A 23,555-nucleotide genomic window follows, 5' to 3' on the forward strand; every position below is an offset into this window, starting at 1 on the left:
TCCTGGCTCCTGGCTCCTGGCTCTTGGCTCTTGGCTCCTGGCTCCTGGCTCCTGGCTCGTGGCTCGTCGGTTGCCAATTGCCGATTGCCAGTCGCCAGTCGCTGGTCGCTGGTCGCTGGTCGCTGGTCGCGGGGCTCAGCCGATCATGGGCTGAGTCGGGACGGGGGTGTCCGTCGCGGCGCCGAGGAAGCGCGCCCACTCCGGTCCGGGCGGCGCCTCGACGCTGAGCGCGACGCCGGTGAGCGGGTGCGCGAGCGTCATCCGCTCCGCATGCAGCCACAGGCGCTGCAGCCCGAAGTGCGCCGCGAGCGCCCGGTTCAGCGGGCCCTTTCCGTGGTTCGCGTCGCCGACGATGGGGTGGGCGATGTGCTTCAGGTGGCGACGGATCTGATGCCGCCGCCCCTGCACCGGCTCGCACGCGAGCAATGCCAGCCGTGTCGTCGGGAATCGCCGGTCGGTCGCCACCGGCAGCTCGAGTCGGCGCAGGCAGGACCACTCGGTCTGCGCCTCGAGCATCGGCTGGCCGGCGGAGGGCAGCTCCGGATCGCGGGCCAGCGGGTGATCGATCACGCCCGCGTCGTCGGCCGGCCAGCCGCGCACCAAGGCGAGGTAGCGCTTGCGGGTGCGGCGTTCAGCCAGGGCGACGCCCAGCGCGCTCGCCACGGAGGCATCGAGCGCGAACACCAGCACGCCCGAGGTCCCGCGATCCAGCCGGTGCGCCGGCCACACCGGCCGGTCCAGCTGGTCGCGCAGACGCTGGAGCGCGGCGTCCTGCTCATGGGCGTCGAGCGCGGTGCGGTGCACCAGCAGCCCGGCGGGCTTGTCGATGATGGCGAGCGCCTCGTCGAGGAACAGCAAAGGCAGGGCGCGCGGCGGCGCGACCGGCGTCCGGCCCACGTCGGCAGGAGCCGGGGATGCCGGATCCGACACGGTGGGGGTCGTGGCGGCGGTCGCCGCGCTCAAGGGGGCGGCGTCCGCGGCCGAAGAAGGGGGAGGTGAAGCAGGTGTCGTCATCGTTCGATCGGAACGCGCATCGCACCGTGTCCCGTGTTTGAGCGCGTTCTTCCCCGTTTCGGGGGAGCGGGCCCCCACAGGAGGCCTCGCCAAAATCCTGTCATCTCGACTGCCCATCATGCGCGACAGGCAGTCCTCGGTCAGCACGCATCGTTCATCGGTCTCGGGTCAGCAGGAGCACGCCATGCCTCAGGAGTTTCACGTCGGTCACCGTTCCCTTCTGGATCGGCTGCTGACCGCGCTGGGCGCCGCCGTGCGGCGCCCCCCGGCCGTGCGGCTGGTCAATCGATCTGGCCGTCCACATACAGCCACGCGCCCCGCTCGCGCACGAAACGGCTGATCTCGTGCATGCGCTGCGCGCGGCCGCCTGACTTGCTGCGCGCGATGAATTCGACGGTCTCGTGGTCGGCGTCCTGGCGTTCATGCCGGCGCACTTCCAGACCCAGCCAGCGCAGGTCGGGCTGACCGCGCTCCAGCGATTCGGGCCGGGTGCTCGGATGCCAGGTGGCCAGCAGGTAGTCGATCAGGTCCAGCGTGTAGGCGCTGTAACGCGAGCGCATCAGCGCCTGCGCGTCGGGGGCGGCGAGGGTGCCGGACTCGGCGAAGGCGCGATGCAGGACGCCGCAGCAGGCGTCGTAAGGGCGGCCGCTGCCGCAGGGACAGGCCGTGGCGTTCGCCGCGGCACCGGATTTTTCAGGCTTCATGAGGGCGGCATCATGCCAGCCTCTCTAGAATGGCTGGATGAATTCCCAGGACTTCGGCGATCCCAGCGCCCAGCAAGACGATCTGTTCAGCAGCCCGCGCGTCCCGCGCGGCCTGCTCGACAACCTGAACCCCGAGCAGTACGCCGCGGTGACGCTCGGCCAGGAGCCGGCGCTGATCCTGGCCGGCGCGGGCTCGGGCAAGACGCGGGTGCTGACCACGCGCATCGCCTGGCTGATGAGCCAGGGCCTGGTGACCCCCGCCGGCGTGATGGCCGTGACCTTCACCAACAAGGCCGCCAAGGAGATGGTCACCCGCCTGTCCGCGATGCTCCCGGTGAACGTGCGCGGCATGTGGATCGGCACGTTCCACGGCCTGTGCAACCGCTTCCTGCGCGCGCACTGGAAGCTGGCCGGGCTCCCGCAGGGCTTCCAGATTCTGGACGCGGGCGACACGGTCTCCGCGGTCAAGCGCGTCATCAAGGCGATGAAGCTGGACGAGGAGCGCTTCGTGCCCAAGCAGGTGTCGTGGTTCATCGCCGGCGCCAAGGAGGACGGGCTGCGTCCCAAGGACATCGACCTGCGCGACGAGCAGACCCGCAAGCTGGTCGAGATCTACCAGGCCTACACGGACCAGTGCGAGCGCGAGGGCGTGGTCGACTTCGCCGAGCTGATGCTGCGCAGCTTCGAGCTGATGCGCGACAACGCGCAGGTCCGCGAGCATTACCAGCGCCGCTTCCAGTACGTGCTGGTCGACGAGTTCCAGGACACCAACAAGCTGCAGTACGCGTGGCTGAAGATGTTCGCGCCCCCGGGCCGCGGCCAGGGCGTGTTCGCCGTCGGCGACGACGACCAGAGCATCTACGCCTTCCGCGGCGCGCGCGTGGGCAACATGAGCGACTTCGAGCGCGAGTTCCGCGTGCGCAAGGTCGTCAAGCTGGAGCAGAACTACCGCAGCTTCGGCAACATCCTGGACGCCGCCAACGCGCTGATCAGCAACAACAGCCGCCGACTGGGCAAGAACCTGCGCACCGAGGCCGGGCCGGGCGAGCCGCTGCGGGTCTATGAATCGAGCAGCGACTTCGCCGAGGCGCAGTGGCTGCTGGAGGAGGCGCAGGCGCTGCATCGCCAGGGCCTGCCGCGCAGCGAGATCGCGGTGCTCTACCGGAGCAACGCGCAGTCGCGGGTGATCGAATCGGCGCTGTTCAACGCCGGCGTCCCCTACCGCGTCTATGGCGGCCTGCGCTTCTTCGAGCGTGCCGAGGTCAAGCACGCGCTGGCCTACCTGCGCCTGATCGAGAACCCCAACGACGACACCAGCTTCCTGCGCGTCGTCAACTTCCCGACCCGCGGCATCGGCGCGCGCACCGTGGAGCTGCTGCAGGACGCGGCGCGCGCAAGCGGGCGCTCGCTGTACCAGAGCGTGGGCGCGATCAGCGGCCGCGGCGGTTCCAGCCTGGGCAACTTCGTCGCGATGGTCGACCTGATGCGCGAGGCCACCACCGGCCTCACGCTGCGCGAGATCATCGAGCACGTGATCGAGCATTCCGGCCTGGCCGAGTTCTATCGCAACGAGAAGGAAGGCGAGGAGCGGCTGGAGAACCTGGGCGAACTGGTCAACGCGGCCGAGGCCTTCGTGACCCAGGAGGGCTTCGGCAAGGACGCGGTGGCACTTCCGGTGGACGAGCACTCGCCCGGCGCGATCGCCGAGGGCCTGCCCGCCGCCATCGCCCCGGCCGCGCCCGCGACGCCCGACGCCGAGACCGGCGAGATCATGTCCCCGCTGGCCGCGTTCCTGACCCACGCCTCGCTGGAGGCCGGCGACAACCAGGCCCAGGCCGGCCAGGACGCGATCCAGCTGATGACCGTGCACTCGGCCAAGGGCCTGGAGTTCGACGCGGTGTTCATCACCGGTCTGGAGGAAGGCCTGTTCCCGCACGAGAACTCGCTCTCCGACGCCGACGGGCTGGAGGAGGAGCGCCGGCTGATGTACGTCGCGATCACGCGCGCGCGCCAGCGGCTGTACATCAGCTTCTGCCAGACACGGATGCTGCACGGCCAGACCCGCTACAACATCAAGAGCCGCTTCATGGAGGAACTCCCCGAGGAGACCCTCAAGTGGCTGACCCCGCGCAACCAGGGCTTCGGCTCGGGTTTCGCGAAGGACTACCAGCAGGCCTGGCAGCGCGGATCGGGCCTGAAGTCCATGGTGGGCGCGGGCCGGGTGGACGCGGCCTCGTTCCCGCAGGCCCCGGTGCCCAGCGCGATGAAGCAGTCCGCCGCCGAGAAGACCGGCGACGAGCACGGCGGCCTGCGCGTGGGCAAGGGCGTGTTCCACAACAAGTTCGGCGAGGGCGTGCTGATGACGCTCGAGGGCAGCGGGCCGGATGCGCGGGCGCAGGTCAATTTCGGCCGCCACGGCACGAAGTGGCTGGCGCTGAGCGTGGCCAAGCTGACCCCCATCGACTGAGCGCGATCCGCCGGTGAGCGCGGGCCGGACGGGGTCACCCCGCCGGCCTGATACGCTCGCCGCGCGGAGGCATCAAAGATTCCAGCAAACAGGAATCACGATTGCCGGGAGGGAGATCCGATGAATGCAGTACCGATTCAGGAAGCTCCATGCGCACTGTTGTACCGATCGATCCTCCGGACGATCCCATGATTGAAGACGCGGTGGCGCTGGGCGCCGCCGTGCGCGCCGCGCGGACCACCTCGCGGCTGCCGCTGGTCGAGGCGGCCGAGGCGCTGGGCATGTCGCGCCAGACGCTGATCAACATCGAGACCGGGCAGGGCGGGGTGAGCCTGTCCACCGTGCTCAAGGCGGCGCGCGCGCTGGGCGTCAGCCTGTTCGCCGTGCCCGCGCAGGACCGGGAGGTCGTGCGGCGCGCCATCCGCACCGCGCGGGACTCCAAGTTCTCCGATCTCGACGAGGACGCATGAGGGGTCTCGAGGTCTGGTTGGACGAGCGTGAGGTCGGCTGGCTGCGGCCGGACCGCACACTGGCCTATGTCGAGCGCTGGGTGGCGGAGCCGCTCGCGTATCCGCTGGCGCCGGCCTTGCCCTTGCCGGCGCGCGGCGGGCCGGGGTCGGCGCTCGAGGGGGATGCCGTCCCCACCTTCTTCGAGCAGCTGCTGCCCGAGGGCGAGGCGCGCGGGGCGATCTTCGCGGCCCTCGACCTCGCGCCGGATGACGTGTGGCAGGCGCTGGGGCGGTTGGGACGCGAGCTCGCCGGCGCGGTACGGCTGGTCGGGGACGAGCCTCCCGCCGGCCGTGTCGGCGCGGTCCCGCGGAGCGCGACGCCGATGCAGCGCCGCATCGCCCGTGACGAGCTCTCGGAGCGCCTTCGACATCGCGACCTCCTGCCGCTCGCGGTCTGGGATGGCCAGGTGCGGCACGCGCTGCCGGGACGGCGCGACAAGCTCGGCGTGTACGTCGATCGCGGCGAGTGGCATCTGGTCGACGGACCGCAGATCGCCTCCACCCATCTGCTGAAGCCGGCGCCCGACTCGGCGGCGCGGAGCGAGCTGCCGTTCGACGAGTTCTTCTGCATGCGCCTGGCCGAACGGGTGGGCCTGGACGTCGCGCGCGTCGAGCTGCACCGCGTGCCCGAGCCGGTGCTGCTGGTCGAGCGCTTCGACCGGCGTCGCCTGGACGACGGCCGCGTTCAACGTCTGCATGCCATCACCGCGCGACAGGCCCTGGGCCGCGCCGCGGGCGAACCGGTCACCGACGGCGAGCGCTTCGCGCTGCTGCGCCACAGCCCCTTGCCCCTGGTCGACAGCCGCGCGCTGCTGCGCTGGACGCTGTTCCGCCAGCTGATCGGCGCCGAGGCCGGCGCGGACAACCTGTGCTTCCTCGTCGATCACGGCGGCCTGCGCCTGGCGCCGGCCTTCGGTCTATCCAGCGACGCGGACGCGGCGGCGCGCGCGGGCATCGAGGACTGGGCCGCGTTCGCGCGCGACGGCGACATCGCGCCGCGCAGCCTCGCGCTCGAGCTGAAGCGCATGAGCGAGCTGGTCCCCGCGCATGCGCGAGCGCTCGCCGACGAGCTCGCGGGCGAGCTGCCGTCGGCGCTCGTCGACCGGCTGCTCGAGGTCGTGAACGACAAAGCCCGCCGGATGGCGGGCTTCGAGCTCAAGGGCTGAGGCGGATCAGACGCCGATGTCGCCGTTGTCCTTGCGCGTGATCACGACCGTGGCCGAGCGCGGACGCTTCTTCGCGGTGGCGTCGGACTGGCTGGCGGGCCAGTAGCTGCCGAAGGTCTTGGCGGCGAAGTCCGGGGTCGAGTCCTCGCCCGGGTGCTGCACGTTGAAGAACAGCGTCTTGTTGTCCGGCGTCATCGCGATGCCGGTGATCTCGCACTCCTTGGGGCCGACCAGGAAGCGGCGCACCGTGTCGGCCGTCGCCTTGGCGCCGGCGATGGTCGACGTGCCGCCGGCCGCGTTGGCCTTGCCGCCGTCACCGACCTTGCCCGGGATGGCCGCCAGCATCATGCAGTTGGTGACGTCGGTGTAGGCGCCGTCGTCGGTCTGGATCCACAGCATGCCGCGCTTGTCGAAGAACAGGCCGTCCGGGCTGGAGAAGTCGTTCACGTCCGTCAGCGAGGACAGGTTCACGTCGGCCGCCGCGGTCGATTCCGCGCCGAACAGGTAGATGTCCCAGTTCAGCTTGGTCACGTCCGTCGCGCTCTCGCGCCAGCGGATGATGTGGCCGTTCGGGTTGCCCTTCTGCGAGGTCGTGCCGCCCTTGATGTCCTCGTAGTAGCGCGGGTTGGCGGCGTCCGGCTTGAGCTGGCTGCCGGTGGGCGTCGCGGTGTTGGCCACGCGGTTGCTGTTGTTGGTCAAGGTCATGTAGACCTCGGCGTTGGTCGGGTGCACCGCGCCCCATTCCGGGCGGTCCATCTTGGTCGCGCCCAGCTTGTCGGCGGCCAGGCGGGCGTTGATCAGCACGTCGCCCTGGTCGGCGAAGGCGTAGGCCGCGTTGGTCGCGTCCAGGCCGTTCTTGCCGTAGCTCAGCTCCAGCCAGTCGCCCGAGCCGTCGGCGTTGAAGCGCGCGACGTACAGGGTGCCTTCGTCCAGGTACTTGGCGCCGGCGGCCATGCCCTTGCCCACGTCGGCCGCGTCCCAGTTGGCCTTGGACACGAACTTGTAGATGTACTCGTTGCGCGAGTCGTCGCCCATGTAGATCACGATGGGCTTGCCGGCCACGGCGGGAGCGGGCCACGCGCCCTCATGGTTGAAGCGGCCCAGCGCGGTGCGCTTGGCCGGGGTCGAGTCCGGCGCGAACGGGTCGATCTCCACCACCCAGCCGAAGGTGTTGATGGTGTTGCGGTAGTCGGCCGTGGCGGCCGCGCCCGTCACCGAGGAGTTCCAGCGCGCGTACAGGTCGGTGCTGCCGGCGGTCTCCCACAGGTAGGGGCTCTTGCGGTTCTGCGGCAGGCCGTAGCGGTTCAGGCTGGCGATCTCCTTGGCGCTGCGCTGGGCGTCATCGCCGGCGGCGCGGCTGATCACGTTGAGGTAGTTCTCCTCGCAGGTCAGGTAGGTGCCCCAGGGGGTGTAGCCGTTGGCGCAGTTGTTGTTGGTGCCGCGGGTCTGCGTGGCGCCGGTGCTGAACAGCGTGGCCAGCTGCGCGTTGCCGCGGGCCGGGCCGGTGAAGTCCATGGTCGTGGCCGAGGTCACGCGGCGGTTGTAGCGCGAGCCGCGCACCATCGTCGTGTTGCCGCCGTCGCGCTTGACCTCGACGATGGAGACGCCGTGGGCGTAGATCTCCTTCTCGACCTCGGTGGCGTTGCGGGTGGCGCCGGCGGCGCGGCCGGCCGGGTGCAGCACGTAGGGGGCGACCACGTACTCGTGGTTCACCGCCAGCAGGCCGCGGTCGGAGCGGTCGGCCTGGTAGGCGCCGGCGTCGGACAGGCCGAACCAGTACATGCCGTCATGGCCGTCGCCGATGCGGCGGTTGTAGGAGTCGGCGCTCTCGGAGCCGTCGTCCTGCCAGGACAGGTCACCGAAGTGCATCGGGTCGCCGACCGCGTGCAGGATGGACACGTTGTAGCCGTCCGGCACGGTGACCAGGTCGTTCTTGTTCTTGGCGACGGCGTTGAAGCCGATCTTCAGCGCGGCCGGCGCGGGGGGCGGCGCCGGGGCCGGGGTGGGCGCCGGGTCGTCGCTGCCGCCGCAGGCGCTCAGGATCGAGCCGCCCAGCAGGGCCGCCGCCGTGGTGCTGATGCCGCCCTTGAGGGCGACGCGACGCGACAGGCGCGCGGCCAGGATGTCGTCGAAGTGCGGGTTGCTGGAGGGATTGACGACGACGTCCTCGTCGTACTCGTTGACCTGGCTGGCCACGATGTCGTGCTGCTTGCTCATGCGTGAAGGCTCCGCTAACGAAAGTGCGGGCGGATTCTGGAAAGCAGGCGTGACGGTGGCGTTAAAAAATCGTCAGGAAATGCGGAAGTCGATGATCCGTGCGAACTACGTTCCAACGCGCTCAGACGGGGTCGGTGGGGGCGGGCGGATCCTGCGGCGGCGGGGCGGCCGCGGGCGTGTCCAGGGGCAGGTCACGCGGGGCACCGAACATGAAGCAGTCGATGAAGGTGAAGTACAGCGAGCAGTAGAACGCCGTCGTCAGCGCCATGCCCAGCGGCACCAGCAGGTAGGGCAGCAGATTGCCCAGCCCCACGAGCAGGCCGACGATGGTCAGCACCAGGGTCGTGCCGAAGGTCAGGCCCACCCAGGCCAGGCCCGACAGGGCGAAGGCGCCCTTGTTGCGCCACACGCCCAGCGTGCTGGAGAACAGCGCCTGCAGCACGCCCTGGCCGCCCCAGTGGATCAGCGCCGGCGCATGCCAGAAGGGGATGGAGATCAGTCCGGTGAACAGCAGCCGCAGCGCGATGCCGCTGGTCAGCGAGGGATCGGTCATCGCGGCCTCGATGGCCTTGGGATCGCTCTTCTCGCCGGCGGTGGCCACCTGCTCGACGACGCGCGTCAGCGCGCCTCCATCGAGCCAGTGGGCCAGGAAGATCACCGCGATGGTCGACACCGCGTAGAGCGCGCCCAGCTGCAGTTGCGCGACGCGGCGCTCGCGCGTGAGCTGCAGCGGCTGCGCGAACACGGCGGCGGTGGGCGTGTGGGACTGCAGCACCTGGTGCGACGCCAGCATGAAGGCCAGCGACACCATCGGCAGCGCGCACAGCACCACCAACTGGCCCAGCAGCGGGATCAGCTGGAGCAGCGAGGACACCAGCAGGAACATCGCGAACAGGCCGATCAGCGCGATCGGCTTGCGTTGCAGCACCTTCAGCCCGTGGCGCACCCAGAGCAGGCCGTTGCGCGGCGGGACCGATTGGAGGTGCAGGATCATGGCAAGGACTCCAGCGCATGCCAGGGCTTGGCGATGCGCTCGCGCAGGACGCGCTCGAAATGGGTGGGATCGTGGGGTTTGAGGAGGCTGGCCTCGCGCGGCAGGTGGAAGTCCCACAGACGCGAGATCCAGAAGCGCAGCGCGGCGGCGCGCAGCAGGCCGGGCATCAGGCGATGCTCGGCGCCGCTGAGCGGTCGCACCGATTCATAGGCCCGGACGAAGGCGGCGGCGCGCTGCTCGTCCAGGCGGCCGCTGTCCAGGTCGATGCACCAGTCGTTCAGACAGACGCACAGGTCGAACAGGAAGCTGTCCACGCCGGCGAAGTAGAAGTCGAAGAAGCCGCTGAGCATCTCCCGGCCGGGCAGGCCCTCGAACATCACGTTGTCGCGGAACAGGTCGGCGTGCACCGGGCCGCGCGGCAGGGCGGCGGCGCCGGGAGCCAGATGCTCCTGGAAGGCGAGCTCGGCGCTCAGCAGCTCGGCCTGCGCGGGCGCGAGGTAGGGCAGCACGACGGGGACGGTCTCGCGCCACCAGGCCAGGCCGCGCAGGTTGTCCTGGTGCAGCGGGAAGTCCTGGCCGGCCAGGTGCATGCGGGCCAGGCCCGCGCCGACCTGCTCGCAGTGGAACTGGTCGGGCGCCAGCTGATGGCCGCCGCGCAGCTTGTCGACCACCGCGGCCGGCTTGTCGCCGATGCGGTGCAGGATGCGATCGTGCGCGTCGGGCTGCGGCGCGGGCACGGGCACGCCCTTGCGCGCCAGGTGGCGCATCAGCTCCAGATAGAACGGGAGCTGCTCGAAGCTCAGGCGCTCGAAGACGGTCAGGACGTAGTCGTGCGTCTGGCCGCCGCGGGCGGTGGTGACGAAGTAGTTGGTGTTCTCGATGCCGGCGGGAATGCCCCGGAGCGATTGCAGCTCGCCCAGGTCCAGCGTGTCGAGCAGGGCTTGCGCCTGCCCGGTCGAGACGTCGGTGAAAACGGCCATGAAGCGGAAAAAGAACGGGACCGGGGCCGACCCGCGCGGGTCGGGCCGCGACGGTCAGAAATTGAAGATGCGCCAGACGCGCGAGCCCGCGTTGCCGCGGTCGGCGCCCTGACGGGTGGGGATGTCGCGGCCGGTGTCGCCGAGCAGGATCTCGTACTCGGGCGCCTTGCTGTCCTTGTTCTTGACCACGACCTTTTGGGTCAGGCCACGCACCCGGGTCTCCTCGATGCGAACCTTGTCGTCTTCATTGACGAGCTGTTCGACCTTCACCTCGGGCACGTCGCGGAAGGTGCCGGGACCGGTGGAGGCCGGTGCCGGCGCCGACGCGGCGGCCTGGGCTTGCGGCGCGTCGGCGGCGCGCGCCTGGCCCGGCAGGGCGATCAGGGCGACGGCGGCCAGGCCGATGAAGCTCGACAGGGGGGCGAGGCGGGTGGCTTTCATGGTGGGGGCGATTCTATGCCCGCGTCCGGGAAATCCCCCGTCGGTCACGGCGTCTCCCCCTGGAGGCGGGGCCTGGGTCCGGCGGGTGCCCCGCGACGGAGGACGCGAGCGGCGACGGCCGGGGCGAGGCGCGGGCGCGGAGGCGACTTCTGCTGACAGGCGGCGCCCCTCGGCCTTGCGACAATGCGCGGATGAGCAAACCCCTGATGCTGCTGGTCGACGGTTCCAGCTACCTCTACCGCGCGTACCACGCGATGCCCGATCTGCGCGGACCCGACGGGCAGCCGACCGGCGCCATCCACGGCATGGTGGCGATGTTGAGGAAGCTGCGCGACGACTACGGCGCGGAGCACGCCGCCTGCGTGTTCGACGCCTCGGGCCCGACCTTCCGCGACGAGTGGTACCCCGAGTACAAGGCCCAGCGCGCCCCCATGCCCGACGATCTGCGCGCGCAGATCGGCCCCATCCATGAAGTGGTGAAGCTGCTGGGCTGGCCGGTGCTGACGGTGCCGGGCATCGAGGCGGACGACTGCATCGGCACGCTGTCGCGCGTGGCGGCCCAGGCCGGCCACCAGGTGGTGATCTCGACCGGCGACAAGGACCTGGCGCAGCTGGTCACCCCCGATGTCTCGCTGATCAACACCATGAGCAACGAGAAGCTGGACGAGGCGGGCGTGCTGGCCAAGTTCGGCGTCCCGCCGGACCGCATCATCGATTACCTGACCCTGATGGGCGACACGGTCGACAACGTGCCGGGCGTCGAGAAGGTCGGTCCCAAGACCGCGGCCAAGTGGATCGGCGAGCACGGCTCGCTGGACGGCGTGATCGCCAACGCGGACAAGATCAAGGGCGTCGCCGGCGAGAACCTGCGCAAGGCGCTGGACTGGCTGCCGATGGGGCGCAAGCTGGTCACGGTCAAGCTGGACTGCGACCTGTGCCTGCACGTGGCGGGCTGGCCCGCGCTGGAGTCGCTGGCCTTCAATCCGGTCGACGAGGCCGGCTTGCTGGACTTCTTCGCGCGCAACGGCTTCAAGACCTGGAAGAAGGACCTGGAGAGCAAGCTCGGCGGCGCCAAGCCCAAGCACGCGGCGGCCGAGGCCGACCTGGGCGGCGCGCGTCAGGTCGACGCCTTCGCCGAGCACGAGCCGCCGGCCCTCCCCGTCGACAAGCAGTACGAGACCCTCCTCGACTTCGCGCGTCTGGACGCCTGGATCGAGAAGCTCGACGCCGCCGAGCTGGCCGCCTTCGACACCGAGACCGATTCGCTCGATCCGATGAAGGCGCGCATCGTCGGCATCAGCTTCAGCGTCAAGCCGGGCGAGGCCGCCTACATCCCGCTGCGCCACGAGGGCCCCGACGCGCCCGAGCAGCTGCCGATGGACGAGGTGCTGGCCCGGCTCAAGGCCTGGTTCGAGGATCCGCTGAAGAAGAAGGTCGCGCAGAACGTCAAGTACGACACCCATGTGCTGGCCAACCATGGCATCGCGGTGCAGGGCACGGCCTACGACACCATGCTCGAGAGCTATGTGCTGGAGGCGCATCGCGGCCACGGCCTCGAAGCACTGGCCGATCGCGTGCTGGGCCGCAAGGGGCTGAGCTACGAGGACCTGTGCGGCAAGGGCGCGCACCAGATCCCGTTCGCGCAGGTCGAGGTGGCCAAGGCGTCGGAGTACTCCTGCGAGGATTCCGAGATGTGCCTGCATGTGCACCAGACCCTGATGCCGCGCCTGGAGGCCGATGCGGGCCTGAAGTTCATCTACGAGCAGGTGGAGATGCCGGTGTCGGCGCTGCTGGCGCGCATCGAGCGCACCGGCGTGCTGATCGACGCGTCCAAGCTGCAGGCGCAGAGCGCCGAGCTGGCGCAGCGCATGGTCGCCGCCGAGCAGGCCGCCTACGAGATCGCGGGACAGCCCTTCAACATCGGCTCGCCCAAGCAGATCGGCGAGATCCTGTTCAACCGCCTGGGCCTGCCCGTGGTCAAGCGCACCGCGACCGGCGCGCCGTCCACGGACGAGGAGGTGCTGGAGAAGCTGTCGGCGGACTTCCCGCTGCCGGCCAAGATCCTGGAGTACCGGGCCCTGTCCAAGCTCAAGAGCACCTACACCGACAAGCTGCCGCTGATGGTCAACGTGAGCACCGGCCGCGTGCACACGACCTACTCGCAGGCCGTGGCGGTGACGGGGCGCCTGTCCAGCAACGAGCCCAACCTGCAGAACATCCCCATCCGCACGGCCGACGGCCGCAAGGTGCGGGAGGCCTTCATCGCGCCGCCGGGGCACCACATCGTGTCGGCCGACTATTCGCAGATCGAGCTGCGCATCATGGCGCACATGAGCGAGGACCCGGGCCTGCTCAAGGCCTTCCAGGAAGGCCAGGACGTGCACCGCGCCACGGCGGCCGAGGTGTTCGGCGCCGCGCTGGACGGCGTGACGCCCGAGCAGCGCCGCTACGCCAAGACCATCAACTTCGGGTTGATCTACGGCATGGGGGCGTTCGGCCTGGCGCAATCGCTGGGCATCGAGAACAAGGCGGCGAAGGATTACATCGACCGCTACTTCACCCGATTCGCCGGCGTGCGCCAGTACATGGACGACACCAAGCAATTCGCCAAGGAGAAGGGCTACGTCGAGACCGTGTTCGGGCGCCGCCTGTGGCTGCCGGAGATCAACTCGGGCAACGGTCCGCGCCGCAGCGGCGCGGAGCGTCAGGCCATCAACGCGCCGATGCAGGGCACGGCGGCCGACCTGATCAAGCTGGCGATGATCGCGGTGCAGCAGGCGCTGGACGAGCAGGGCAAGCGGACGCGCATCGTGATGCAGGTGCATGACGAATTGGTCTTCGAGGTTCCTGACGCCGAACTGGACTGGGTCAAGTCCGAGATCCCGACCTTGATGGCGGGCGTCGCCGCGCTGAAGGTGCCGTTGCTGGCCGAAGTCGGAGTCGGCGCCAACTGGGACGAGGCGCACTGACGTCCCCTGGGACAAGCTCGGTGACGCGTAGCCAGAAGGGGCGGGGGCCCCGGCGGCCGGCGGAGGCTGAGCCCTTGTCATCTGACTGAGCGCCGTCTGTCTGAACGCAGCGAGCCGAAGGCGAGCGGAGTGAGTTGGCGCTCTGGGGCTCGGCCTCCGCCGGCCGCCGGGGCCCCCGCCCCGGATGGCTGCCGCTCGGTCCATCAGTCCGACCTAAGCCGAGCCCGCAAGGCGAGCGGTTAGCATCCACCCCCTATGAATTGGCCCTATGAGTTGCAGATCGGCTGGCGCTACACGCGAGCCGGGCGTGGGGGGCGCCGCAACCGCTTCATCTCCTTCATTTCCGGCGTGTCGATGTTCGGCATCGCGCTGGGCGTCGCGGCGCTGATCATCGTCTTGTCGGTGATGAACGGCTTCCAGAAGGAGGTCCGCGAGCGGATGCTGTCCGTCATCGCGCACGTGGAGCTGCTGAACTACAGCGGCGAGGGCCTGCCGGACTGGCAGGCGGTGGCCGCGAAGGCGAAGCAGAACCCGCAGGTCGCGGGCGCCGCGCCCTTCATCTCCTCGCAGGCGCTGATCGCGCGGGGCGAGGACATGCGCGGCGCGATCGTGCGGGGCATCGATCCGGCGCTCGAGCCGGCGGTCACCCCGATCGCGGCGCAACTGGGCAAGGAAGGTCTGCTGGACCTGCTCAAGCCGGGTGAATGGAACATGATCCTGGGCGTCGAGCTGGCGCGCCAGCTGGGCGTGCAGAAGGGCGACAAGATCACCCTGGCCGTGCCGGCGGGGCAGGTCACGCCGCTGGGCGTGCTGCCGACGCTGCGCCAGTTCACGCTGGTCGGCGTGTTCCAGGCGGGTCATTACGAGTACGACAGCGGTCTGGCGCTCATCCACGTCGGCGACGCCGCACGGCTGTTCCGCACCGGCACGCCGACCGGCGTCCAGCTGCGGCTGCACGACGTGCAGCAGGCCCGCGAGGTCGCCGCGCAGCTGCAGCAGTCGCTGGGCCCCAGCATCTACGTCCGCGACTGGACCCGCACCAACGCCAACTGGTACGACGCCGTCCAGGTCGAGAAGCGGATGATGGGCATCATCCTGACGCTGATCGTCGCGGTCGCCGCGTTCAACCTGGTCTCGACGCTGGTGATGACCGTCACCGACAAGCAGGCCGACATCGCCATCCTGCGCACCCTGGGCGCGAGCCCGCGCTCGATCATGGGCGTGTTCATGATCCAGGGCGCGCTGTCCGGCGTGATGGGCACCTTCGGCGGCCTGGGGCTGGGCCTGCTGGTCGCGCACAACCTCGATGTGATCGTCCCCTTCATCGAGCGGCTGCTGCACACCACCTTCCTGCCCGCCAGCATCTACGTCATCAGCCACATGCCCAGCGATCCGCAATGGGCCGACATCATCCCGATCACCGTGACCTCGCTGATCCTGGCCTTCGTGGCCACGCTGTATCCGAGCTGGCGCGCCAGCCGCGTCCAACCCGCGGAGGCGCTGCGCTATGAATGAGGTCAAGCAATCCGCGCCGGCCGCGCAGGCCGGCCAGGTGGTGCTCCAGGGCCTGGGCCTGGGCAAGCGCTTCGTCGAGGGACCGCTGGACGTGCAGGTCTTCAACGGCCTGGACGTGACCGTGAAGGCCGGGGAGACCTTGGCCATCCTGGGGGCGTCGGGCTCGGGCAAGAGCACGCTGCTGCATCTGCTGGGCGGGCTGGACAAGCCCAGCGCCGGCCGCGTCGAGCTGATGGGCCGCGACCTGGGCGCCCTCGGCGAGACGGCCCGCGGCGACTGGCGCAACCAGCACCTGGGCTTTATCTACCAGTTCCACCACCTGCTGCCGGAATTCAGCGCGGTCGACAACGTCGCCATGCCGCTGCGCATCCGCCGTGTCCCTCAGGAGCAGGCCCGCGCCCGTGCCGCCGAGGTGCTGGCCCGCGTCGGCCTCGCCGCGCGCGTCGACCACCGGCCGGGCGAGCTCTCCGGCGGCGAGCGTCAGCGCGTGGCCATCGCCCGCGCGCTGGTCACCCGGCCGGCCTGCGTGCTGGCCGACGAGCCGACGGGGAACCTGGACCGGACCACCGCCGCCACCGTCTTCGACCTCATGCTGGAGATGGCGCGCGAGTACGGCACCGCCTTCGTCATGGTCACCCACGACCAGGACCTGGCGCGCCGCTGCGAGCAGCAGCGCCGCCTGGTCGGCGGCGCGCTGCGGGCGCTGGACTGACACCCGGCGGGCGCGAGGGCCCGGCCCCTCGTCGCTCGCCGCCCTCGGCGACCGCGCCGACGTCGCGTTCGAGGCTGGGTTGCCCGATCGCGAGGGGCCTTCCGGGCCGCCGGTCCGGTCGCCGATGGCCGCTCGTTTACGATGCGTGCCACCATGATCGCCCCCATCAGTACCCCGGACACCCCGTCGACCCGCTTCATCCTGAAGCTCAGCTGCCCGGACCAGGCCGGCATCGTGCATGCCGTGACCGGCGTGCTGCTGGAGCAGGGCGGCAACATCCTGACCTCGGCGCAGCATGGCGACGCGGACCATCACCGCTTCTTCATGCGCATCGAGTTCGAATGCGCCCAGCCGCGCACCGCGGGTTCGCTGCGCGAGGCCTTCGCGCCGCTGGCGCAGCGCATGCAGATGGATTGGGAACTGGTGGACGCCGGCCGCAAGACCCGCGTGCTGCTGCTGGTGTCCAAGCTGGGCCACTGCCTGAACGACCTGCTGTTCCGCGTGCAGACCGGACACCTGGCCATCGAGATCCCGGCCATCGTCTCGAACCATCGCGACTTCTATCAGCTGGCCGCCTCGCACGACATCCCGTTCCACCACTTCCCGCTGCTGCAGTCCACCGACGAGCAGAAGCAGGCGCAGGAACGCAAGATCCGCGAGCTGATCGAGGAGCAGCGCATCGACCTGGTCGTGCTGGCGCGCTACATGCAGATCCTGTCGCCGGAGATGTGCCAGTTCCTCGAAGGGCGCGCGATCAACATCCATCACAGCTTCCTGCCCAGCTTCAAGGGCGCGCGCCCCTATCACCAGGCGCATGAGCGCGGCGTCAAGCTGATCGGCGCGACCGCGCACTACGTGACCTCGGACCTGGACGAGGGCCCGATCATCGAGCAGGACGTGGCCCGCATCGACCACAGCATGACACCCGACCAGCTCGTGGCCATCGGCCGCGACACCGAGTGCATCACGCTGGCGCGCGCGATCCAGTGGCACTCGGAACATCGGGTGCTGCTCAACGGCCACCGCACGGTGGTCTTCCGCTGAGCGCGTCGCGCGACGCGGCGTCTGCCGACCGGACCCCGCCGCCAAGCCCCATGTGGACCGATACCCACTGCCACCTCGACGCGGCGGAGTTCGATGCCGATCGCGACGCGGTCGTGGCGCGCGCGCGCGCGGCCGGGGTGACGCAGATCGTGATCCCGGCCGTCGTCGCCGGGAACTTCGAACGGGTGAGGGCGCTCGCGCACGAGCACGGCTTCGCGTACGCGCTGGGCATCCATCCGCTGTACGTGATGCAGGCGCGCGAGGAGGACCTCGCGCGGCTGGACCGCCTGCTGACCGAGCACCGCGATGACCCGCGGCTGGTGGGCATCGGCGAGATCGGCCTGGACTTCTTCGTGAAGGGCCTGGATCCGGCGATCCAGCAGCACTTCTATGTCGAGCAGCTCAAGCTCGCCAGGCGTCATGGCCTGCCGGTCATCCTGCATGTGCGGCGCAGCGCGGATCAACTGCTCGCCGGGCTGCGCCGCGTCGGCCTGACGACGGGCGGCATCGGCCACGCCTTCAACGGGAGCCGTCAGCAGGCCGAGGCCTTCCTCGAGCTCGGATTCCGGCTCGGCTTCGGCGGCACGGTGACCTTCGACCGTTCGCTGCAGATCCGGCGGCTGGCGCGGGAACTGCCGGAGGAGGTGCTGGTCGTCGAGACCGATGCGCCCGACATCCCGCCGCACTGGCTCTACCGCACCGCCGAGGAGCGCGCCGCGGGCGCGACCGCGCGCAACGAGCCGGGCGAGCTCGCACGCATCGGCGCGGTGCTGGGCGAGTTGCGCGGCTGGTCGCCCGAGCAGGCCGCGGCCGTCACGCGGCGCAACGCGATCGCGGCGCTGCCGAAGCTGGCGGCGCTCGAGGGCTGACCGGGCGATGACGACGGCCGACAAGGGGGGCGTGCCGCCGGATGCGCGCGCCGGCGACCCGGCCGAGGGCGAGCGCTGGCAAGGCCTGGCCCCGGTCCACGCGCCGGACGCGCAATGGCTGCTGCTGGGCAGCTTCCCGGGCGTGGCCTCGCTCAAGGCCGCGCAGTACTACGGCCATCCGCGCAACCAGTTCTGGCGCCTGGTCGGCGCGGTCTTCGATGTGGACCTCGTCGCGATGAGCTACCCGGAGCGCCTGGCCGCCTTGCGCCTGCACCGCATCGCCGTGTGGGACGTCATCACCGAGACCGAGCGCGAGGGCAGCCTGGACAGCGCCATCCGCAATCCCTTCGCCAGCGACCTGGCGGGGCTGATCGAGCGGCTGCCCGCGCTGCGCACCATCGGCTTCAACGGCGGCACCGCGGCCCGTTTCGGCCTGCGCCAGCTGGGGCCGCTTGCAGCCCGTTACCGCGTGCTGAGCCTGCCCAGCTCCAGTCCCGCCTACACGATGCCCTACGATGCCAAGCTGGAGGCCTGGCGGCAGCTCGCCGGGTCGTGAGGCCATCATGAGCCGGACCGCGCCGATCGATGTCGATCGCGACACGGATCCGCGCGGGAACGACACGTGAGCGACAAACGGGACAAGAAGAAGAGCAAGGCGATCGATTGGGTCGAGGCCACGCTGAGCGAATTCGACGGCGTGCGCTTCCTGCACCTGGACTCGATCTGGGTGCAGGGCGCCATGCGGGTCAAGAAGCCGGAGAAGCTCGAGCTCGAGTACGTGCAGCGCATGATGGCCTGGATGTTGTGGCGCGATGCGCGCGAGCTCAACCAGGGCATGGCGGTGCAGCTCGGGCTGGGCGCGGGCGCGTTGTCGCGCTTCTGCCGCAAGCAGCTGAAGATGAAGACCACCGCGGTCGAGATCAATCCGACCGTCATCTCCGCCTGCCGGCACTGGTTCCACCTACCCGAGGATGACGAGCGCTTCCGCGTGGTCAACGAGGATGCCGGGCAGTGGGTCGCGGACGCGGCGAATTGGGGGACGGCGCAGGTGCTCAACGTCGACCTGTACGACCACGAGGCCGCCGCGCCGGTGCTGGACGACGAGGCCTTCTACGCCGACTGCCGCCATGTGCTGGCCGACGGGGGACTCATGACGGTGAACCTCTTCGGCCGCAGCGCCAGCTTTGCGCGCAGCGCGGCGCGGATCGCCAAGGTGTTCGGGTCGGACCAGGTCTGGCACCTGACGCCGACCCGCGAGGGCAACACCGTCGTGGTGGCGGGGCGGGGCGTCGAGGTCCCGTCGCGCGAGGTGCTGGAGCAGCGCGCCGCTAACATCGAGCAGCGCCATGACTTGCCGGCGCGCAAGTGGCTCAAGCTGGTCCGGCCGCTGCCGATGAACATCATCAACCAGATCCGCGAGTGACCATGAAGAGCTCCTCGACCAAGGCCGACGCCGGAACCGCGCCGTCCAAGCCCGTGGCGCCGACCGCGGCCGGATCCTCAGCACCGGCCACCGCACCGCCGCCGGGCTCGAGTCCAGGCGCTGGATCGGGCACGGGATCAGGCGCCGCCGCGGACGCCAAGCTCGACTGGCACCGCATGCTGCGCTGGCTGGCCGAGGACGGCGTGATCGACGCCGAGCAGGTCCAGCGCACCGAGGGCCGCTTCGCCGCGGCCAAGAGCGCGCTGCATCCGCTGGTGCGGCTGGGCAATGCCGGACTGGTGCGCACCGCCACCGGCAAGCCGCTGGACATCGAGGGGCTCACCGAATGGCTCGCGGGGCGGCTCAAGCTGCCCTATGTCCGCATCGACCCGCTGAAGGTCGACGTCGGCCGCATCGCCGACGTGATGTCGGCCAACTACGCCGAGGCGCGCCGCTGCCTGCCCATCCAGGTCGGCCTGACCGACGTGACCATCGCGACCGCCGAGCCGAACGACACTGGTTGGGTCCCGCAGATCGAGTCCCACACCCGCAAGCGGGTCAAGCTGGTCCTGGCGAATCCGCAGGAGATCGCGCGCTTCACGACCGAGTTCTTCACGCTCGCGCGCTCGGTGAAGGCCGCGACCAAGAGCGGCGAGGTCAGCCAGCAGGCCAGCTTCGAGCAACTGGTCGAACTGGGGCGCAGCAATCGCCAGCTCGACGCCAACGACCAGGGCATCGTCCAGGTGGTGGACTGGCTCTGGCAGTACGCCTTCGACCAGCGCGCCAGCGACATCCACCTCGAGCCGCGGCGCGAGATGGGCGTCATCCGCTTCCGCATCGATGGCGTGCTGCACACGGTCTACCAGCTGCCCCCGTCGGTGATGGGCGCGATGACCTCGCGGATCAAGCTGCTGGGCCGGATGGACGTGGTCGAGAAGCGCCGCCCGCTCGACGGCCGGATCAAGACGCGCAACCCCGCCGGCGAGGAAGTGGAAATGCGTCTGTCGACGCTGCCCACCGCCTTCGGCGAGAAGATGGTGATGCGGATCTTCGACCCGGACACGGCCGTCAAGGATCTGGCGCAGCTGGGCTTTTCCGGTCATGACGCCGAGCGCTGGAATCGACTCACGTCGCGGCCGCACGGGATCATTCTGGTCACCGGACCGACCGGCAGCGGCAAGACCTCCACGCTGTACTCCACGCTCAAGCGCCTGGCGACCGAGGAGGTCAACGTCTGCACCGTCGAGGACCCGATCGAGATGATCGAGCCGGCTTTCAACCAGACGCAGGTGCAGTCGGCACTCGACTTCAATTTCGCCGAGGGGCTGCGCGCGCTGATGCGGCAGGACCCGGACATCATCATGGTCGGCGAGATCCGAGACCTGGAGACCGCCGAGATGGCGATCCAGGCTTCGCTCACCGGCCACCTGGTGTTCTCGACCCTGCACACCAACGACTCGGCCTCGGCCATCACGCGGATGGTGGACCTGGGTGTGCCCAACTATCTGATCGACGCGACCGTGATCGGCGTGCTGGCCCAGCGCCTGGTCCGGACGCTGTGCCCGACCTGCAAGCAGCCGGATCCGGACGTCACGCGGGACACGCTCAACGAGACGCTTAAGCCCTGGCGGCTGAACGGGGGCGTCAAGCCCTACAAGCCGGTGGGCTGCCTGGACTGCCGCAACACCGGCTACCGCGGCCGGGCGGGGCTGTATGAACTGCTGCTCATGAGCGACACCGTGCGCAAGCACCTGCACCCGGTGACCGACATGACGGCGCTGCGCCGCCAGGCCGTCCAGGAAGGCCTGCGGCCGCTGCGCCTGGCCGGCGCGATGAAGGTCGCCGAAGGGCTCACCACCATGGAAGAGGTGCTGCGCAGCACGCCGACCTGGGAAACCTGATCCCCAGGGCCGACGCCGGGACGGCTGTCGGCCCATCCGCCATCCGCGCCGTCCGCCCCCCGCCCGGGCGCGCGGCGCGAGCCTTCCCTTCGACCCACGGCCCCTGGCTCCGGATGGCCTCGGTGCGCCGAGACGCGTCAAGACATCGGCATGCGATGTGCGAATGGTGGTGAACGTCATTACGTGATACCCACAGCGCCTGACGGGAACCCCATTCCTAGAATCGCCGCCATTCAAGCCGCTAGGGGTTCCCTCGATGAAGATCAAGAGTCAACGCGACTTCTGGTCAGGGCTGATGTTCTTGGTCGTTGGCGTCGCGTTCGCGTGGGCTTCGATCAGCAACTACAGCTTTGGCACGTCCGCCCGTCCCGGGCCTGGTTATTTCCCGTTCGGGCTCGGCACGCTGCTGGCGCTGCTGGGCGCGGTGGTGGCGTTCAAGGCGCTCACCATCGAGTCCGACGACGGGCAACCCATCGGCGACGTCGCCTGGCGACCGCTGGCCATCGTGGTCGGCGCGATCGTGGTGTTCGGCTTCGCGTTGCCCCGTCTGGGCATGGCCGTGACGCTGCCGCTGCTGATCACCATCACCTCGCTGGCCGGCGACAAGGTCCGCTGGCGCGACGTCCTCCTGAGCTGCGTGATCCTGACCGTGGGCAGTTGGGCCGTGTTCATCTGGGGTCTGAACCTGGTCATCCCCGTCTGGCCCACCTTCCTGGGCGGGTGAGGAGACACACATGGAACTCATTGACAACCTGATGATGGGCTTCGCCACGGCGATGACCCTCAACAACCTGGGTTACGCCCTGCTGGGCTGCTTCCTGGGCACCCTGATCGGCGTGCTGCCGGGCCTGGGCCCGGTCGCGACCATCGCGATGCTGCTGCCTTCGATCTACGCGCTGGACGCGACGCCGGCGCTGATCATGCTGGCCGGTATTTATTACGGCGCGCAGTACGGCGGGTCGACGACGGCCATCCTGATCAACGTGCCGGGCGAGTCCTCCTCGGTCGTGACCGCGATCGACGGCTACCAGATGGCCCGCAAGGGCCGCGCCGGACCGGCGCTGGCCGCCGCCGGCCTGGGCTCGTTCTTCGCGGGATGCGTGGGCACGGTCATCATCGCCGCCTTCGCTCCGCCGCTGACGGAGCTGGCCTTCCAGTTCGGCCCCGCCGAGTACTTCTCGCTGATGGTGCTGGGCCTGATCGGCGCCGTGGTGCTGGCCTCGGGTTCGCTGCTCAAGGCGATCGCGATGATCGTGCTGGGTCTGCTGCTCGGCCAGATCAACACGGACGTGATCTCGGGCACGCCGCGTTTCTCGTTCGACATCCCGGAGCTGACCGACGGCATCAACTTCGTTGTCATCGCGATGGGCATCTTCGGTTTCGGCGAGATCATCGCCAACCTGGGCCAGCCCGCGGAGCACCGCGAGGTCTTCACCCGCGACGTGAAGGGCCTGTGGCCCACCAAGCAGGACTTCCATGACGCCTGGCCGGCGGTGATCCGCGGCACGACGCTGGGTTCCGTCCTGGGTGTGCTGCCAGGTGGCGGCGCGCTGCTGGCCTCGTTCGCGGCCTACACGCTGGAGAAGAAGGTGTCCAAGACGCCGGAACGCTTCGGCAAGGGCGCGATCCAGGGCGTGGCGGGCCCGGAATCGGCCAACAACGCCGGCGCGCAGACCTCCTTCATCCCGATGCTGACGCTGGGCATCCCGCCGAACGCCGTGATGGCGCTGATGGTGGGCGCGATGACCATCAAGGGCATCCAGCCCGGCCCGCAGGTCATGACCAGCAACCCGCAGCTGTTCTGGGGCCTGATCGCGTCGATGTGGATCGGGAACCTGATGCTGGTGATCCTGAACCTGCCGCTGATCGGCATCTGGATCAAGCTGCTGACGGTGCCTTACCGCTTCCTGTTCCCGGCGATCGCGGTGTTCTGCTGCATCGGCACCTACACGCTGAACAACAACAACTTCGACGTCTTCATGACGGCGGCGTTCGCGGTGGTGGGCTACGTCTTCTACAAGCTGAGCTGCGAACCCGCGCCGCTGCTGCTGGGCTTCATCCTGGGGCCGATGATGGAGGAGTACCTGCGCCGGGCGCTGCTGCTGTCGCGCGGCGACTGGGCCACCTTCGTGAGCCGGCCGCTGTCGGCGGGACTGCTGGTCGCGGCGGCGCTGCTGGTTGTGATCGTCACGCTGCCGTCCATCAAGAACAAGCGCGAGGAGGCATTCCAGGACGCCGACTGATCGGCGCAGGAATGCTCGTTCCGCCCTTCAGCCCCGCTTCGGCGGGCCTTTTTCATGGCGGTGACAGGGGAGGGCCAACAGGAATGCGAAGAGCCTTCTCATATGAATCAAGGGCTTGCCGGCCTCCTGTGCGATTCGCGGCAACGTCCTGAAAACTTTCCCTCGAACAGCTTGCGGCGAATTGAAAGCCGGTGCTATAGTCGCGGTCTTCGCTGCACAGACAACAGTTTTGCAGCGGCTCCCCGGAGGAACTGCCGGAGAGAAGTCAGGCGACGCGAACCAGGTTCTGTGTCTGCTTGGCGGCGAGATTCTCGCAGTCGACGATGAAAATAATTTCTCTGACTGCTTGACGAATTCAAAAGAAATCGTTCATAATCTCACTTCTGC

The 23,555-nt window shown here is 69.4% G+C and carries 20 protein-coding genes; 14 read left to right on the forward strand and 6 right to left on the reverse strand.

Annotated elements, in window-relative coordinates; genetic code table 11:
* Nucleotides 1–135 precede the first annotated feature (135 nt).
* Nucleotides 136–963, reverse strand: coding sequence for a pseudouridine synthase (locus MCHT01_RS22510; protein ID WP_245643559.1), 828 nt, complete (start codon nucleotides 961–963; stop codon nucleotides 136–138).
* Between the two features lie 332 nt (nucleotides 964–1,295).
* Nucleotides 1,296–1,718, reverse strand: a complete 423-nt coding sequence (locus tag MCHT01_RS22515; protein WP_067069075.1) for a YchJ family protein — start codon at nucleotides 1,716–1,718, stop codon at nucleotides 1,296–1,298.
* Nucleotides 1,719–1,755: 37 nt separating this feature from the next.
* Here MCHT01_RS22515 and MCHT01_RS22520 point away from each other — a divergent pair, with 37 nt between their 5' ends.
* The 3 genes from MCHT01_RS22520 (at nucleotide 1,756) to MCHT01_RS22530 (ending at nucleotide 5,860) form a co-directional block, all read left to right on the forward strand.
* Nucleotides 1,756–4,185: a UvrD-helicase domain-containing protein gene (locus tag MCHT01_RS22520; RefSeq protein WP_084453239.1), complete on the forward strand. Its 2,430-nt coding sequence runs from the start codon at nucleotides 1,756–1,758 to the stop codon at nucleotides 4,183–4,185.
* A 188-nt stretch (nucleotides 4,186–4,373) separates the two neighbouring features.
* Nucleotides 4,374–4,655 carry a helix-turn-helix domain-containing protein gene (locus MCHT01_RS22525; protein ID WP_067069078.1) on the forward strand — a complete coding sequence of 94 codons (282 nt, stop codon included), beginning with the start codon at nucleotides 4,374–4,376 and terminating at the stop codon, nucleotides 4,653–4,655.
* Nucleotides 4,652–5,860, forward strand: coding sequence for a HipA domain-containing protein (locus MCHT01_RS22530; protein WP_067069081.1), 1,209 nt, complete (start codon nucleotides 4,652–4,654; stop codon nucleotides 5,858–5,860). Before MCHT01_RS22525 ends, MCHT01_RS22530 begins: the two co-directional genes overlap by 4 nt.
* A gap of 6 nt (nucleotides 5,861–5,866) precedes the next feature.
* Here the strand turns inward: MCHT01_RS22530 and MCHT01_RS22535 are convergent, their stop codons facing one another.
* The 4 genes from MCHT01_RS22535 to MCHT01_RS22550 form a co-directional block, all read right to left on the reverse strand.
* Nucleotides 5,867–8,077: a PhoX family protein gene (locus MCHT01_RS22535; protein ID WP_067069084.1), complete on the reverse strand. Its 2,211-nt coding sequence runs from the start codon at nucleotides 8,075–8,077 to the stop codon at nucleotides 5,867–5,869.
* A gap of 121 nt (nucleotides 8,078–8,198) precedes the next feature.
* Nucleotides 8,199–9,071: a BPSS1780 family membrane protein gene (locus tag MCHT01_RS22540; protein ID WP_067069086.1), complete on the reverse strand. Its 873-nt coding sequence runs from the start codon at nucleotides 9,069–9,071 to the stop codon at nucleotides 8,199–8,201.
* Complete coding sequence (locus MCHT01_RS22545; protein WP_067069089.1) at nucleotides 9,068–10,051, reverse strand: homoserine kinase; 984 nt, start codon at nucleotides 10,049–10,051, stop codon at nucleotides 9,068–9,070. The genes MCHT01_RS22540 and MCHT01_RS22545 overlap by 4 nt, the downstream gene beginning before the upstream one ends.
* Before the next feature lie 54 nt (nucleotides 10,052–10,105).
* Nucleotides 10,106–10,492, reverse strand: a complete 387-nt coding sequence (locus MCHT01_RS22550; RefSeq protein WP_067069092.1) for a hypothetical protein — start codon at nucleotides 10,490–10,492, stop codon at nucleotides 10,106–10,108.
* A gap of 191 nt (nucleotides 10,493–10,683) precedes the next feature.
* Here MCHT01_RS22550 and polA point away from each other — a divergent pair, with 191 nt between their 5' ends.
* The 11 genes from polA to MCHT01_RS27190 all read left to right on the forward strand — a co-directional run.
* Nucleotides 10,684–13,461, forward strand: a complete 2,778-nt coding sequence (gene polA / locus MCHT01_RS22555) for a DNA polymerase I (protein WP_067069095.1) — start codon at nucleotides 10,684–10,686, stop codon at nucleotides 13,459–13,461.
* Between the two features lie 255 nt (nucleotides 13,462–13,716).
* Nucleotides 13,717–14,976: a lipoprotein-releasing ABC transporter permease subunit gene (locus MCHT01_RS22560; protein WP_067069097.1), complete on the forward strand. Its 1,260-nt coding sequence runs from the start codon at nucleotides 13,717–13,719 to the stop codon at nucleotides 14,974–14,976.
* Nucleotides 14,969–15,688, forward strand: a complete 720-nt coding sequence (locus MCHT01_RS22565; protein WP_067069100.1) for an ABC transporter ATP-binding protein — start codon at nucleotides 14,969–14,971, stop codon at nucleotides 15,686–15,688. The genes MCHT01_RS22560 and MCHT01_RS22565 overlap by 8 nt, the downstream gene beginning before the upstream one ends.
* Nucleotides 15,689–15,841: 153 nt before the next feature.
* Nucleotides 15,842–16,732: a formyltetrahydrofolate deformylase gene (gene purU, locus MCHT01_RS22570; protein ID WP_067069103.1), complete on the forward strand. Its 891-nt coding sequence runs from the start codon at nucleotides 15,842–15,844 to the stop codon at nucleotides 16,730–16,732.
* Nucleotides 16,733–16,782: 50 nt separating this feature from the next.
* Entirely contained in the window at nucleotides 16,783–17,601 is an 819-nt protein-coding gene (locus tag MCHT01_RS22575; RefSeq protein ID WP_067069106.1) for a TatD family hydrolase, read from the forward strand.
* Nucleotides 17,602–17,608: 7 nt separating this feature from the next.
* Nucleotides 17,609–18,157: a DNA-deoxyinosine glycosylase gene (locus MCHT01_RS22580; protein ID WP_084453241.1), complete on the forward strand. Its 549-nt coding sequence runs from the start codon at nucleotides 17,609–17,611 to the stop codon at nucleotides 18,155–18,157.
* 66 nt (nucleotides 18,158–18,223) lie between these two features.
* Nucleotides 18,224–19,024: a spermine/spermidine synthase domain-containing protein gene (locus MCHT01_RS22585; RefSeq protein ID WP_245643564.1), complete on the forward strand. Its 801-nt coding sequence runs from the start codon at nucleotides 18,224–18,226 to the stop codon at nucleotides 19,022–19,024.
* 2 nt (nucleotides 19,025–19,026) lie between these two features.
* Nucleotides 19,027–20,925: a type IV pilus assembly ATPase TfpB gene (gene tfpB, locus MCHT01_RS22590; RefSeq protein WP_501193228.1), complete on the forward strand. Its 1,899-nt coding sequence runs from the start codon at nucleotides 19,027–19,029 to the stop codon at nucleotides 20,923–20,925.
* Between the two features lie 256 nt (nucleotides 20,926–21,181).
* Complete coding sequence (locus MCHT01_RS22595) at nucleotides 21,182–21,649, forward strand: tripartite tricarboxylate transporter TctB family protein (RefSeq protein WP_067069112.1); 468 nt, start codon at nucleotides 21,182–21,184, stop codon at nucleotides 21,647–21,649.
* A 10-nt stretch (nucleotides 21,650–21,659) separates the two neighbouring features.
* Nucleotides 21,660–23,168, forward strand: coding sequence for a tripartite tricarboxylate transporter permease (locus MCHT01_RS22600; protein WP_067069115.1), 1,509 nt, complete (start codon nucleotides 21,660–21,662; stop codon nucleotides 23,166–23,168).
* 115 nt (nucleotides 23,169–23,283) lie between these two features.
* The coding region (locus MCHT01_RS27190) for a hypothetical protein (RefSeq protein WP_218017935.1) at nucleotides 23,284–23,555 on the forward strand (272 nt) is incomplete at its 3' end.

This window comes from Mitsuaria chitosanitabida ATCC BAA-476 = NBRC 102408, from assembly GCF_001598255.1.
Taxonomy (GTDB): Bacteria; Pseudomonadota; Gammaproteobacteria; order Burkholderiales; family Burkholderiaceae_C; genus Roseateles; species Roseateles chitosanitabidus.

What these genes read in the sequence shown, in the direction of transcription:
- MCHT01_RS22515 (WP_067069075.1), bottom strand. Translation starts at nt 1,718, where the DNA reads ATGAAGCCTGAAAAATCCGGTGCCGCGGCGAACGCCACGGCCTGTCCC.
- MCHT01_RS22520 (WP_084453239.1), top strand. Translation starts at nt 1,756, where the DNA reads ATGAATTCCCAGGACTTCGGCGATCCCAGCGCCCAGCAAGACGATCTG.
- MCHT01_RS22525 (WP_067069078.1), top strand. Translation starts at nt 4,374, where the DNA reads ATGATTGAAGACGCGGTGGCGCTGGGCGCCGCCGTGCGCGCCGCGCGG.
- MCHT01_RS22530 (WP_067069081.1), top strand. Translation starts at nt 4,652, where the DNA reads ATGAGGGGTCTCGAGGTCTGGTTGGACGAGCGTGAGGTCGGCTGGCTG.
- MCHT01_RS22535 (WP_067069084.1), bottom strand. Translation starts at nt 8,077, where the DNA reads ATGAGCAAGCAGCACGACATCGTGGCCAGCCAGGTCAACGAGTACGAC.
- MCHT01_RS22540 (WP_067069086.1), bottom strand. Translation starts at nt 9,071, where the DNA reads ATGATCCTGCACCTCCAATCGGTCCCGCCGCGCAACGGCCTGCTCTGG.
- MCHT01_RS22545 (WP_067069089.1), bottom strand. Translation starts at nt 10,051, where the DNA reads ATGGCCGTTTTCACCGACGTCTCGACCGGGCAGGCGCAAGCCCTGCTC.
- MCHT01_RS22550 (WP_067069092.1), bottom strand. Translation starts at nt 10,492, where the DNA reads ATGAAAGCCACCCGCCTCGCCCCCCTGTCGAGCTTCATCGGCCTGGCC.
- polA (WP_067069095.1), top strand. Translation starts at nt 10,684, where the DNA reads ATGAGCAAACCCCTGATGCTGCTGGTCGACGGTTCCAGCTACCTCTAC.
- MCHT01_RS22560 (WP_067069097.1), top strand. Translation starts at nt 13,717, where the DNA reads ATGAATTGGCCCTATGAGTTGCAGATCGGCTGGCGCTACACGCGAGCC.
- MCHT01_RS22565 (WP_067069100.1), top strand. Translation starts at nt 14,969, where the DNA reads ATGAATGAGGTCAAGCAATCCGCGCCGGCCGCGCAGGCCGGCCAGGTG.
- purU (WP_067069103.1), top strand. Translation starts at nt 15,842, where the DNA reads ATGATCGCCCCCATCAGTACCCCGGACACCCCGTCGACCCGCTTCATC.
- MCHT01_RS22575 (WP_067069106.1), top strand. Translation starts at nt 16,783, where the DNA reads ATGTGGACCGATACCCACTGCCACCTCGACGCGGCGGAGTTCGATGCC.
- MCHT01_RS22580 (WP_084453241.1), top strand. Translation starts at nt 17,609, where the DNA reads ATGACGACGGCCGACAAGGGGGGCGTGCCGCCGGATGCGCGCGCCGGC.
- tfpB (WP_501193228.1), top strand. Translation starts at nt 19,027, where the DNA reads ATGAAGAGCTCCTCGACCAAGGCCGACGCCGGAACCGCGCCGTCCAAG.
- MCHT01_RS22595 (WP_067069112.1), top strand. Translation starts at nt 21,182, where the DNA reads ATGAAGATCAAGAGTCAACGCGACTTCTGGTCAGGGCTGATGTTCTTG.
- MCHT01_RS22600 (WP_067069115.1), top strand. Translation starts at nt 21,660, where the DNA reads ATGGAACTCATTGACAACCTGATGATGGGCTTCGCCACGGCGATGACC.